General features: G+C 75.6%; 7 protein-coding genes. 2 read left to right on the forward strand and 5 right to left on the reverse strand.

Translation table 11 applies throughout. From position 1 onward, the window contains the following. Positions 1-2 precede the first annotated feature (2 nt). The 5 genes from ACZ52R_RS25770 to ACZ52R_RS25790 all read right to left on the reverse strand — a co-directional run bounded on the left by ACZ52R_RS25770 (position 3) and on the right by ACZ52R_RS25790 (position 9,224). Positions 3-1,151: an ATP-binding protein gene (locus ACZ52R_RS25770; protein WP_465754228.1), complete on the reverse strand. Its 1,149-nt coding sequence runs from the start codon at positions 1,149-1,151 to the stop codon at positions 3-5. Beyond that, a complete protein-coding gene (locus ACZ52R_RS25775) occupies positions 1,148-6,307 on the reverse strand; it encodes a hypothetical protein (protein ID WP_465754229.1) in 5,160 nt (1,719 codons plus the stop codon). The genes ACZ52R_RS25770 and ACZ52R_RS25775 overlap by 4 nt, the downstream gene beginning before the upstream one ends. After that, positions 6,304-7,161, reverse strand: coding sequence for a DUF4132 domain-containing protein (locus ACZ52R_RS25780; protein ID WP_465754230.1), 858 nt, complete (start codon positions 7,159-7,161; stop codon positions 6,304-6,306). The genes ACZ52R_RS25775 and ACZ52R_RS25780 overlap by 4 nt, the downstream gene beginning before the upstream one ends. Before the next feature lie 200 nt (positions 7,162-7,361). Beyond that, on the reverse strand, positions 7,362-8,144 hold the full coding sequence (locus ACZ52R_RS25785; RefSeq protein ID WP_465620805.1) for an ABC transporter ATP-binding protein: 783 nt from the start codon (positions 8,142-8,144) through the stop codon (positions 7,362-7,364). Between the two features lie 66 nt (positions 8,145-8,210). Continuing rightward, positions 8,211-9,224 carry an ABC transporter substrate-binding protein gene (locus tag ACZ52R_RS25790; protein ID WP_465754231.1) on the reverse strand — a complete coding sequence of 338 codons (1,014 nt, stop codon included), beginning with the start codon at positions 9,222-9,224 and terminating at the stop codon, positions 8,211-8,213. A gap of 174 nt (positions 9,225-9,398) precedes the next feature. On the opposite strand from ACZ52R_RS25790, the gene fhuB reads away from it, so the two are divergent. Further along, positions 9,399-11,579 carry a Fe(3+)-hydroxamate ABC transporter permease FhuB gene (gene fhuB, locus ACZ52R_RS25795; protein ID WP_465754232.1) on the forward strand — a complete coding sequence of 727 codons (2,181 nt, stop codon included), beginning with the start codon at positions 9,399-9,401 and terminating at the stop codon, positions 11,577-11,579. A 22-nt stretch (positions 11,580-11,601) separates the two neighbouring features. Next, positions 11,602-12,792, forward strand: coding sequence for an enterochelin esterase (gene fes, locus ACZ52R_RS25800; RefSeq protein WP_465754233.1), 1,191 nt, complete (start codon positions 11,602-11,604; stop codon positions 12,790-12,792). Positions 12,793-12,797 lie beyond the last annotated feature (5 nt).

Consider the following 12,797-nt stretch of genomic DNA (forward strand, 5'->3'; position numbering starts at 1 on the left):
GCTCAGGCCTCCAGCGCCGAGCGGAGGTCCCACAGGGTGCGCCAGGTGGCGGCACCCTGTTCGGCGCGGCGGCGGACCGGGCCGTCCCAGTAGCCGAGCAGGCGGGCCGCGTCGGCGGGATCGTCCTTGCGGACCACGCCGAGGAGCTGGCCGGGGAGGCGGCCGAGCAGGTCGCCGCCGTCGGGCAGGTAGGCGGCGGTGACGCCGAGCGCGGTGGCGACGGAGACCGCCTCGGCGGTGCTCATCACGGTGGACGGGCGTTCGACGTCCCAGCCCTCGGTGGAGCGGCCGGTGCGCAGGTCACGGAAGGCGGTGATCAGGGCTTCCAGGACGGCGTCGTCGACCGCGTAGGCGGCGCCGGCCCGGGCGACGGCGACGGTGGACTGGCGGCGGACCAGGTCGACCTCGGCGGCGAGGCTGCCGATCGGGCCGACCGTCTCGAAGTTGAACCGCCGTTTGAGGGCCGCGGACATCTCGCTGACGCCCTTGTCCCGCAGGTTGGCGGTGGCGATCAGGGTGAAGCCGGCGGCGGCGTGCAGCTGCCCGTCCGGGGTGCCCGCCAACTCGGGTACGGCGACGCGCCGTTCGGAGAGCAGGGAGACCAGGGCGTCCTGCACCTCGGGCAGGCAGCGGGTCACCTCCTCGACCCGGGCGACCGCCCCGGTGGTCATCGCGGTGAGCACCGGGGAGGGGACGAGGGCCTCGCGGCTGGGGCCCTGGGCGAGCAGCAGGGCGTAGTTCCAGCCGTACTTGAGCTGGTCCTCGGTGGTGCCGGCGGTGCCCTGGACGGTGAGCGCGCTGGTGCCGCAGACGGCGGCGGCGAGCAGTTCGGAGAGCATCGACTTGGCGGTGCCGGGCTCGCCGACGAGCAGCAGGCCGCGCTCCCCGGCGAGGGTGACGACGCAGCGTTCGACCAGGGCGCGCTCGCCGACGAACTTGGGCTCGATGACCAGGCTCCTGCGCCCGGCCTTGAGCTTCTCGCCGTCGCTGCCCATCACGAAGGTGACGACGGCGCGCGGGGTGAGGTGCCAGCCGGGCGGGCGCGGGCCGTTGTCGTGTGCGGCGAGGAACTCCAGTTCGGCGGCGTACTTCTCCTCGGGCGGGACGATCTGCCGCTCCGCGGGCATGGGTACGGAGGTGGTGGTACTCATCGGCGGGCCTTCCTGCGCTTGCTGGTCTGGAGCTCTTCGTAACCGGGGGCGTCGCCGTCGAGGGTGCGCTGCCAGGCCCGGGCGAACAGCTCGGGGACGGGCAGGTGCGCCAGCACGGGCCGGTGGGTGGGCAGTTCGTACAGGGCGGCCTTCCAGGTCTCGGCCGGCAGGGCCGGGGACTTGGCCTCCTGCCAGCCGCCGGGCAGGAAGAGGCCGCGGCCGGCCCGGGACCGCTTGGCCTCCAGCACCAGGTCGGTGGCGGCGAGTTCGGCGCGGGCCCGCTTCAGCCGGGCGGGCTTCCAGCCCGTCCAGCGGGCGACGTTGCGGTCGGTCGGGTCGGGCAGGGCGAGCAGTTGGAGGTAGAGCGCGGCTGCGTCCTCGCCGAGGCCGTGGGTGCGGGACACCTCGGCGACCAGCTCGGGGGCGGACAGCTGCGGGTTCTGCAGCCAGGCCGGGCCGTCGCCGACGGCCGTCACGGCGGAGGCGGCGGAATCAGCACAGGCGGCGGAGCAGGCGGCGGCGGAGGCGGCCAGGCGCTCCGGTTCGCCGCGCAGCACGGCCGCGATGGCGGCCCGCTCGGTGCCGAACCAGTAGCTGCTGGAGAGGCCGTCGAGCAGTTCGAGCAGCGGGTCGTCCGGGCCGGCCAGGGCGGCCGGGCGCAGCCAGACCCGCTCGTACTCCTCGTGGTACGGGGTGAGGACCAGCGCCGGGCCGCAGCGGACCAGACCGTCCGGGTCGGCGCCGCCCTCGGCGGGCAGGCCGAAATGGGTGCGCAGGACGGCGGCCAGCGAGGTGCCCTTGGGGGTGCGGACGAGGTCGAGGTCGAGGAGCAGCTCGGGGTCGGCCAGGCGCTCGCGCAGCGCGGTGGCGGCCCGGGGCAGCAGCGCGCGCAGCGGGCTGTCGGCGGGCAGGTGGTAGGCGAGCCAGCGGACGGCGTCGATGGTGGAGTCCAGCGCGCCGGATCCGGGCACGGCGGACGGGTCCTCGGGGACCAGCTGGGAGGTGCCCTGGTCGTTGTCGTTGCGCCGGAAGCCGGTGGTGCGGGTCAGCCACGGGGTGTGGGCGGGGTTGAGCACCGCCTCGATGGTGCCGATGGACACGCCCTGGACGGTGGCCTGGGCCTCCTCGGGGAGAGTGACGAGCCGTCCGAAGCGGCGGATCCAGGCCTCGGCCCCGGCGGCGAGGTCGGGGCCGTCGGTCCACAGCGTCTTCGGGTCGGCGGGCAGCAGGGCGCTCCACACGTCGGCGATGCCGGCGTGGTCGTGTCCGCGCAGCCAGCTCTGGGCGGCCCTGACCTCGGCGGGCTTGAAGCCGTACTCGGCGGGCACCTCGGCGTTGCCCCAGTGGAGCAGGCCCGGGGGCGGGCTGAGCAGCAGGGTGGCGCGGGTGGTGCCGATGCCGGTGAGTTCGGAGAAGGCGGTGGCGCGGGCGGCGTCCCAGGGGACGCTGCGGCCCAGGGCGGCGACCCGCCGGAACGTGGCGGTCCAGGCGGCGGAGACCCGTTCCTCGGTGCCGCGCTCCTCGACGGTGGTGAAGTGCGCGACGGGGCCGAACTCCCCGCTCGGGTCGTGGTCGACGGCGAGCCAGTGCACCGTGCCGTCGGAGAACTGGCGCCGGTGGCCGAGGATGACGACGGTGCGGTCGCCGTGCCGTAGCACCTCGCCCTGGCGGTGGCTGGTGGGCCGGTCGCTCGTGGTGCGCTGCGCCGGCTCGGCGAGGACGATCTCGCGCAGGGTGGCGCCGCGGTCGGCGAGCGGGCCCTTGGTGAGTTCGCCGAGCAGCAGGACCAGCGTGGAGCGGTGGGCCGGCTTGGTGAGTGGGGCGGCCACGGCGTGGGCCAGGGCGTCGACCCGGCCGAGCAGGTGCAGCCAGCCGTGGTTGGCGTCGCCGCCGTGCAGGGTGACGCTCGCCGGGGTGCTCCAGCCCTCGCCACTCGCGCCGTTCGCGGCAGGCGGGGCGGGCGGGGCGGGTGCGGCGGGCGGGGCGGCGAGGACGGCGCTGACGGTGCGCAGGTTGTTGAGCACCCAGCAGCGGTCGGAGGTGCCCCAGCCGTTGCCGAAGCCGCCGATCTCGGGCAGGACGGCGCGGACGGCGTCGCGCAGTTCGTCGTCCCGGCCGTGCTCGGGCCGCCATTCGGCGGCCTCCGCCTTGCCGGGGCGCTCGGCCTCCGGCTGCGGGACGAACCGGGCGACCCGGTCCAGCAGGTCGGCGGCGGCGCGGGCGAATCCGGCGACGCCGGCGAGCAGCAGCGGATGGGCGATCCCGGGCAGGGCGGCGCCGACCGCCTCGACCGGCAGGGTGGTGCGGGCCTCGCCCCGCTGGGCGAGCGGGCGCCGGACGCCCTGGACGGTCAGCCAGCGCTGTTCGTCCGCCGGGACGGGCTCGGCGTCGACGGGCCAGGCGAGGTCGATCAGGTGGGCGGCCTGCTCCGTGGTCAGGCCGCGCAGGGTGCGGGATCCGGCCTCGTCGCGGGGCCGCAGGGCGTGCCAGTGGTCGTACGGCGGGACGAGGACGGTGCCGGCGGCGGAGAGCTCGCCCGACCGGCAGCTGCGCAGGTCGGCAGTGCGGTCCGCGCGGTCGGCGAGGTCGGGCAGGTTGAGGGAGAGGTGTTCGCCGCCCGGGCGGCTGACCACCGGGCGGCCCTCGCCGGGCAGGGCGAGCCGGCCGACCGGGACGATGTCCGGCTCACGCCGCCCGTCCAGCGGCAGGACGATGCGCTGCCCGTCGGCCGTGAAGGTGGTGACGACGCGGCCGGGCTCGCTGCGGACCCAGCTGCCGAGCACGGTGCCGTCGGTGCCGAGCGGGGTCTGCTCCAGGCCGGGCTGCAGCGGCAGCAGCCGGGTACTGCCTTCGGCGAGCCGGCCGGCCGCGGCGGTGGCGGCGATCACGGGCGGCTCGGCGGCGCGGCCCAGGGTGCCGGTGGCCGGGTCGAGTTCGCGCAGGACGGGGCCGTCGGCGCCGTGGCGCAGCGTCCAGTAGCCGGTGCCGTCGCCGAGGACGGGGTGTTCGTTGGGCATCCGGGTGTCGCCGGGGTGCAGCGGGCGCTCGCCGGTGGTGCGGCCGCCGCCGGGCAGCGGCAGGGACGGCACTTCCGGGAACCGCTCGCCGTAGTGGTAGCCGGCGATGGTGCTGCCTTCGAGTCCGAAGGTCTGCTCCGGGCGGCCGGACCAGTACGCCGTCTGCTTTCCGTCCTCGTACCAGACGACGAGGAGTTCGCCGTCGACCAGGCGCAGCCGGGGGCGGTTCCAGTTCTCCGGCAGCTTGGGCAGGCGCAGGGTGTGGTCCAGCAGGATGCCCTGCGGGCCGACCACGACGGCGCGGTCGAGGCGGGCAAGGATCAGGTACGGCCAGGCGTCCTCGATGATCAGGCCGCTCAGGCCCCGGGTGCGCAGGCCGGGGGCCGTGGTCGGCGGGGCGTCGGCGGCGGGCGGGTCGGCCAGCTTGGCGAGCGCCTCCTCCAGGGCGGGCCAGCCGAGTTCGTCCAGGATGCCGGCGCCGAGGGCCCGGGCGAGCAGGCCGGTGACGTCGAGTGCGGCGATCTTCTCGGCGGCGGCCGGGGCGACCGTGCGGATGGCGGTGCGGTGCTGGCTCAGCGAGCGGACCAGGTCGGCGGCGCCGGCCAGGCCGCGGGCGGCCGTCACCTCCTCGGCGCAAGCCTCGGCCCACTCCGCGAACAGCTCGTTCAGCAGCGGCAGCACGGCCGCCTGGAGCTTGACGGCCGTCTCCCAGGCGGCCGGGGTGGCGCGGCGCAGCATCGGCCGGTAGCGGGCGTCGGCGGCGAGGGCGGTGAGGCCGGCGCTGTCGGGGCCGGCCTGCCCGACCCAGTCGCGCAGGTCGAAGCCGCGGTCGACCGGCGGGTCGGCCACGGGGACGTCCGCGGCCAGCAGGAGGTCCAGCAGGTCGAGTCGGGTGTGGCTCGCCTGGACGCCGGTGAAGAGGTCGACCGGGACGGCGTCGGCGCGCAGCCGCTCGACCATCCGGCCGGCCAGGGCGAGGGTGGCCGGGCAGCTGGGCCGGGTGCGCCAGCCGCGGCCGAGGTGGTGGCACCAGCGCTGGAGCCAGGCGGCGGCGGGCTCGGCGCCCTCGGGGCGGGGGCCGGTGAGCTGTTCCTCGGCGCCGGTCGCGGCGAGGACCGCCAGCCAGGCGGTGTCGTGCGGGGCGGAGTCGGCGGCGGCCGGGTCGGGCAGCAGCTCCAGCAGGCGGACCCGGATCCGCGCGTCGGCCTTGCCCAGCTCGACCAGCGCGCCGTGCCAGGACTTCCAGAACGCGGCGGGCGCCCGGTTGACCGCCGGGGAGGCCAACAGCTCGGCGAGCAGCGCCCGTTCGTGCTCGGCACGGTCGAGCCCGGCGGCCCGGATCAGCGCGCGGGCGTCCTCGGCGACCCCGGCGTACGGGGCCATGCCGGCCGCGGAGCGCTCGGTACACAGCTGGCGGAAGCGCTGCCAGGCGGTCAGCGGGTCGAGCCGCCGGGCGAGCTCCTTGACGTACTGGCGCAGGGACTTGACGGTGAGCGCGCCGGCCAGCGCGAACTCCAGGAAGACGGCGCGCAGCCGCTCCTCGTCCACCGTCAGGCCGTGGGTGCGCTCGGCGTCGCGGGCCTTGCCGAACCAGGCGGCGGCGTAGGTCTGGTTGCCGTGGCCGAGGAAGATCCGGCCGACCTCCTCACAGAAGGTGGGCAGGAAGTGCGGGACGGCGCGGCCGAGGCGGGTGGCGAGCTCGTCGAAGCCGTCCTTGGCGGCGCCGGGCTTGGAGGTGGCCTGGCGGGCCAGCCGCTCCATCTCCTTGACCAGGGCGAGCGCGTGGTGGCCGTTGGCCGGGTCGTGGACCAGTGCCCAGGCGGGGAAGCCGAGCGCCTCCTGGCGGACCTGGCCGACCTCGGCGGGCTCGGCGTCGGGCGTCAGGCCGAGGAAGTCGAGGGCGAGGTCCTCGGCCTGCCCGAGCGCGCCGGGGACCAGCCGGACGATCCGGCGGCCGTCGAGCGCGGGGTGGGTGTAGGCGCGGGCGGTGAGCACGTCGGCGGCGCTGTCGGGGCGGCCGGCGTCGGCCAGGGTGCCGGGCGGCAGCACGGCGCCGGCGTCGAGCAGGGCTTCGGGACGTCCCTCGTGCGAGGCGGTCGTGGCCGAGCCGGTGGTGGTGTTCGGGCCGGTGGCGGTCATGCGGCGTCCTCCCCTTCGATCGTGCGGCCGGCGTACAGGGCGGCGGCCATCCGCATGCCCTCGGACCAGGCGACCGGCCCGACCTCGGTGAGCGGCAGGGCCCGGCCGTCGGGGCCCGCCCAGCTGAGCGCTCCGGTCTCGCAGGCGTCGTACTCGTAGTAGTCGCCGACCCAGACCCGGGCCTCGACGGTGCGCCCGCCCTCGGTGACCGGCTGGACGGCGGAGCCGCCACGGATCCGGCAGCCGAGCCGGGTGCAGCGGCCGGCCAGCTCGCGCAGCTCGCGGTAGCGGCCGCCGGCGTAGGTGGTGACCTCGGTGCCGCCCGGGAGCTCCGCCGGCCGGTGCCAGACCTCGCGGTAGAGCTGCTGGACGCGCTGGGAGACGCCGAGCTCGACGGCGAACTCGCGCAGCTCGTCGAGGTCCTCGAGGAGGACGGGGTGGGGTATCAGGACCTCGCCGTCGGTGAGGCGGACGGTGTCGCCGTCCAGGTCGACCAGGCCGAGGCCGCGCTCGGCGTCCGCGCCGCGCAGGAAGCCGGCGACCGTGCCGTCCGCGCCGGTGACCACCAGGTCGCGCAGCACGGCCTGCCAGGCCTCGTCCGGCCACACGGCGGTGACCACCGCGGCGGGCACCGGCAGCGAGCGCACCATCCAGCGCTCGACGTCGTCCCGGCAGCTGCGCTCGTGCGCGGACAGCCACTCGGCGAGCTGCTTGAGCTGGGTGACCACCGGGTCGTCACCGAGCTTCGACGGAACGGACTTGAGATCGCGGCCCGCCGCGTTGCGGCACACCACCCGGCCCTCCCCGTCGAGCGCGACGCGGTACCCTCCCGCGCCCGTCTCCACCCATGCCACGGCCGTACTCCTCCCACCCGGGGACCACCCGGGAACCACGTCTCGATCGCCCTGCTGACCAGCGATGGGAGGAACGTAGCGAGGCCCACTGACAACGGGACGGGCGGGGTGGAGACGGCCGGGGCGCAGGGATTCGAAACCGCTCGAACGGGTGATCGATCAGGCGAAGGGGACGAGCCCGTTGACGAAAAGCAGTGCCGTCAACCCAGCGGCGCCCGGGGCACGATGACCGGCGCGCCGTCGCCCGGCGCCGCGAGCACATGGCTGTCGATGTCGTACAGCGCCCGCACCAGCGGCGCGTCCACCACCTCGCGCGGCGGCCCGCAGGCCACCACCGCGCCGTCGCGCAGGGCGACCAGCAGGTCCGCGTAGCGGGCGGCCGCCGCGAGGTCGTGCAGCACCATGACCACCGTCCGCCCGCCCGCCGCGACCTGGCGGACGAGCTCCAGCACCTCGACCGCGTGCCCGAGGTCGAGCGCGCTGGTCGGCTCGTCGAGCAGGACGACCGGGGTGTCCTGGGCAAGCACCATGGCGAGCCAGCAGCGCTGGCGCTGGCCGCCGGAGAGTCGGTCGAGGCGGCGGTCGGCGAGGCCCTCGACGCCGGTGGCACGCAGGGCCTCGGCGGTGAGCCGCTCGTCGTCCGGCGACCACTGGTGGAACAGGCCCTGGTGCGGGTGGCGGCCGTAGCGGACGAGTCCGGCGACGGTGACCGCCTCCGGCGCCTGCGGGCTCTGCGGCAGCAGGGCGATCCGGTGGGCGGCCTGACGGGGGCGCAGCCGCCAGACGTCCTCGCCGCCGACCAGGACCCGTCCGCCGTCGGGCCGGTGCAGCCGGGCCACGGCCCGCAGCAGCGTGGACTTGCCGCAGCCGTTCGGCCCGACCACCGCCACCACCTGCCCGGCCGGGACGGTGAGGTCGACCCCGTCGAGCACCGGGCGCCCCGGGCCGTAGCCGGCGGTGAGGCCCTCGATCGTCAGCTCCATACCGTCATGTCCCTACCGTCATATCCATCTCGTCGACTCCATGGCGGGCCCCGGTCCGGCGCGTGCTCAGCTGCCGCCGAGCGCCTTGGTGAGGTCGCCGATGACGACGTCGGCGGCGAGCGGGCCGCCCCGGGTGGACCAGACCGAGCCGTCCACCGTGACGGCGTGGTTGTTCTTCACCGCGTTCAGTTCCCGGTAGGCGGGCTTGGACTGGACCTCCTTGAGCGCGGACTTGCCGTCGTCGGTGAGGGTGGACAGGAACAGCCAGTCGCCGTCGATCTCGGAGAGCTTCTCGAGGCTGAGCGCCGGGCTGTGCGCGTTGCCGTCCTTGTCCTGCGCGGCCGGGCGGGTGAGGCCCATGTCGAGGGCGACGCCACCGGCGAACTGCTTCCTCTCCATCCAGCTCGGGCCGGTGGGGTTCCAGCGGACGATGGAGACGGCGGCGCCCTTGTTCCCGAGCCCGCTGCCCGCCTTGGCGGCCTTGGCCTCGTAGTCGCCGATCACCTTGTCGGCCTGGTCGAGCTTGTTGACGGCGTTGCCGATGCCCCGGAAGGCGAGCTTCCAGTCGTCGGTGGGTGCCATGGTGACCAGGGTGGCGGGGGTGATCGCGCGCAGCTGCTTGAGCACCTGCTCGTCCTGCATGTCGCCGGCCAGGATGAGGTCGGGCTTGGCGGCGACCACCTTGTCCATCACCGGCTGCAGCAGGTTGCCGACCACCGGCACGCCCTGGACCTTGTCCTTCAGGTACGCGGGCGGCTCGTCGAGGCCCTGGCCGTTGGTGATGCCGGCCGGCTTGACGCCGAGGGCGAGCACCGCGTCCAGGTCCTCCTGGGTGAGGGTGACGATCCGCTGGGGCTCGGCGGGGACCTCGACGGCCTTGCCGGTGGCGTCCTTGACGGTCCGCTTGCCGCCGTTGCCGCCGCCCGCCGCTTCCGCTCCCGGCGAGGTGGCGGGCGCGGAGAAGCCGGAGGAGCCCGAGGAGCCGCAGCCGGTGAGCAGGAGGGCGGCCGCCCCGGTGACGGCCAGCGCCTGGGCCGCGCGGCGGCGGACGGGGCTGAGCGGGCGACGGGCGATCGGCATGGATGCCTCCGGGCAGTGGCGGTAAGGGAGTTGAGCGGAGTCCGGGCGGCTCGACGGGACGGCGGCGCCCCGCGAGGTGCCCCGGGAGGACCCTGCGAGGTGCCCCCGGAAGACCCTGCAAGGCACCCCGTGAGCGCCCTGCAGACGGCTCGCTCATTAGGTTAGCCTTACCTTATGACATTGTCGCAAGCGGGCGTCCACGAACCGCCCCCTGCCACCGCGCCGGACGCGCCGCCGCCGACCCGGGAGCCCCACCGACCCGCGCACGGCCGCCCCACCTGGCCGGTCGCCGTCGGGACCGTGGCACTCCTGCTCGCCCTGGCCGCGCTCTCGCTGTCGGTCGGCGCCGGCGAGGTCGGACCCGGGCGCGTGCTGGACTACCTGCTGAACCGTGACGGCGCCCGCGCCGACGGCCGACTCGCCCTGGTCGTCGGCGACTTGCGACTCCCCCGTACCCTCACCGCCCTGCTGGTCGGCGCCGCGCTCGGCGTCGCCGGCGCGCAGCTGCAGTCCGTCACCCGCAACCCGCTCGCCGAGACCGGCCTGCTCGGTGTCAACGCCGGCGCCTCGCTCGGCGTCGTCCTCGGCATCGCCGTCCTCGGCGTCCAGACCTCGTACGGCTACCTCGCCCTCGCCTTCGGCGGCGCGGTGCTCGCCAGCACGCTGGTGCTGCTGATCGCCGGCAGCCGGGGCGGCGGCTCGCCGATGCGGCTGGTGCTGGGCGGCTCCGCCGTCGGCGCGACCTTCGGCGGACTCACCGGCGTCCTGATCGTCAACTCGCCGGAATCGTACGACCGTTATCGAGCCTGGGTGCTCGGCTCACTCGCCGGCGTGGAGGGCTGGGCCACCCTGCGCCAGCTCGCCCCCGTCCTCGGCGCCGGCTTCCTGCTCGCCCTCCTCGCCACCCGCCCGCTCACCGCGCTGGCACTCGGCGACGACCTCGCCCGCGGCCTCGGCCACCGGCCCGGCGCCACCCGGGCCGCCGTCGCCGTCGCGGTCACCATGCTCACCGCCTCCGCGGTCGCGCTGGCCGGACCGGTCTCCTTCCTCGGCCTGCTCGCCGGATTCCTCGCCCGAGCCGTCGCCGGACCCCGGGTCGGCCGGCTCACCCTGCTCGCCGGACTGTTCGGCGCCGCCGTGCTGACCGGCGCCGACATCCTCGCCCGGGTGGTCGCCCGGCCGTTCGAGGCTCCGGTGTCGGTGATCGTCGCACTCGTCGGCGCCCCCGTACTGATCGCCATCGTCCGCTCCCGGCACTCCGCCGCCCTCGCCATCACCGACCCGGCCGAGACCGCCGCCCCGCCCGCACGGCACCTCGAACCACCCTCCCCGACACCGGACTTCGCCCTTCGGCACGGCAGCCGGTCGCTGCTGCTCCCCCGCCGGGCACTCGCCGCCTCGCTCGGCCTCGCCGCCGCTCTGCTCGCCGCCGTCGTGGTCTCCGCGCACGCCGGGCAGAGCGAACTCGGCCTCGGCCGCACCTTCCAGGCCGTGTTCGGCTACGGCGACCGCCTCGACGTCCTGCTGGTGCAGAAGTTCCGGCTCGGCCGGATCGTCGCCGGGCTCGCCGCGGGAGCCGCACTCGGCCTGGCCGGGTGCCTCACCCAGACCCTCGCCCGCAACCGCCTCGCCACCCCCGAACTCCTCGGCGTCAACGACGGTGCGACAGCGGCCGTCCTGGTCTCCGCCACCGCCTCCGGCACCTTCGGCGCCTGGTGGGCCGGGCCGCTCGGCGCGCTCGCCGCCGTCCTGGCCGTCACCCTGGTCTCCGGCGGGCTCGGCGCGCGCGGCTACCGGGTGCTGATCGTCGGGCTCGCGATGTCCGCGCTCGCCTCGGCGGTCATCCAGGTCGCGCTCGCCCGCCGCTCGCTCAACTCGGCTGGCTCGCTGTACATCTGGACCTCCGGCAGCCTCAACGGGCGCGACTACGCCGGCGCCGCACCCGTCCTGATCGGGCTCGCGGTGCTGGTGCCGCTCGCCCTGGTGGTGGCCCGGCGGCTGGCGGTGCTGCGCTTCGACGACGACGTCGCCTCCGCACTCGGCGTCGACCCCGGCCGGGTCCGACTCGCCTGTCTGCTGCTGGCCGTCGCCCTGGCCGGGCTGGCGGTCGGCGTCTGCGGGCCGGTCGGCTTCGTCGCCCTCGCCGCACCCGTCATCGCCGGACGCCTCGCCGGGCCCGCCCGCGTCCCGGTCCTCGGCTCGGCGCTGACCGGCGCCCTGCTCGTCGTCCTCGCGGACACCCTGGGACGGGTGCTGATCGGTGGGGTGGAGATCCCCGTCGGCATCGTCACCACCGTCCTCGGCGGCCCCTTCCTGCTCTGGGTCCTGCTCGGCCGCAAGAGCGGCACGACGTAAGCCACTTCAGGAGACCGCGACCATGAAAACCCCTCCCCTCGTCACGCCCGACCCCGACGACCCCACCTACCGCCTCGTCACCCTCACCCACCGGGACGAGGAGTGCGACGGCGTCCTCGTCCTGCTGCACACCGTCACCGACAAGGACCGCCACTCCGACGACCTCACCCAGCACCTGATGAAACGTCAGACCGACGGCGGCTGGTCGATCACCTACCGGCTGCGCGCCGACCACCGCGCCTCCTACCAGCTGTACCCGTTCCACGGCGAAGCCCCCGGCACGACCCGCCCCGACTGGCTGCACGTCCTCGACCACGCCCGCCCCGACCCGTACGTCACCGAACCCCGACTGCCCGCCCGCGACGGCCGCCACCCCGCCTCGGTGCTCAGCCTGCCCGACGCGCCCGCGCAGCCGTACGTCCGGCGGCGGGACGGCGTGCCGCGCGGCCGGACGGTCCCGCACACGGTCGCCGGGCGGCGGGTGGACGTCCACCTGCCGGCCGGGCACGTGGCCGGGGCCGGGCGTGGCCCGTACCCGGTGATCGTCCTGCTGGACGGCGAGATGTGGGGCAAGGTGCTGGCCGTCGGCGACACCCTCGACAACCTGACGGCCGACGGCGCGATCCCGCCCACCGTTGTCCTGCTCGTCCACACCATGGGCCCCGGCCGACCCGACGACCTCAGCTGCGACCCGGCCTTCGTCGACCTCCTCGCCGACCGCCTCCTCCCCTGGGCCGCACGGGAGTTCGGCGCGACCACCGACCCCGCGCGCACCGTCATCGCGGGCCAGAGCGCGGGCGGGCTCACCGCCGCCTTCGCCGCCTACCGGCGGCCCGAACGCTTCGGCAACGCGCTCTCCCAGTCCGGCTCCTTCTGGTGGCCGGACGGGACCGAGTTCGACGAGGGCAGCGAATGGCTCACCCGGCGGTTCGCCGCCGAGGAACGCCGGGCGGCCCGCTTCTACGTCGAGGTCGGGCTGCAGGAATGGATGCTGCTCACCCAGAACCGGCACCTGCGGGACGTCCTGCTGGCGCGCGGCTACGACCTCGCCTACCGCGAGTTCAACGGCGGTCACGACTACGCCTGTTGGCGCGGCGGGCTCGCGGACGGGCTCGCGCACCTGCTAGGGAGTGTTCTGAGTTTGGATCATGATGCGGGTCTCAGGCTGCGGAGCCAGATGACGGCACCGCACAGGTGCAGGCCGGCTTCGTAGCTGGT

This window comes from Kitasatospora sp. NPDC034023 (assembly GCF_055575795.1).

Coding starts and splice junctions, on each gene's coding strand:
- ACZ52R_RS25770 (WP_465754228.1), bottom strand. CDS start 1,151: ATGAGTACCACCACCTCCGTACCCATGCCCGCGGAGCGGCAGATCGTC.
- ACZ52R_RS25775 (WP_465754229.1), bottom strand. CDS start 6,307: ATGACCGCCACCGGCCCGAACACCACCACCGGCTCGGCCACGACCGCC.
- ACZ52R_RS25785 (WP_465620805.1), bottom strand. CDS start 8,144: ATGGAGCTGACGATCGAGGGCCTCACCGCCGGCTACGGCCCGGGGCGC.
- ACZ52R_RS25790 (WP_465754231.1), bottom strand. CDS start 9,224: ATGCCGATCGCCCGTCGCCCGCTCAGCCCCGTCCGCCGCCGCGCGGCC.
- fhuB (WP_465754232.1), top strand. CDS start 9,399: ATGACATTGTCGCAAGCGGGCGTCCACGAACCGCCCCCTGCCACCGCG.
- fes (WP_465754233.1), top strand. CDS start 11,602: ATGAAAACCCCTCCCCTCGTCACGCCCGACCCCGACGACCCCACCTAC.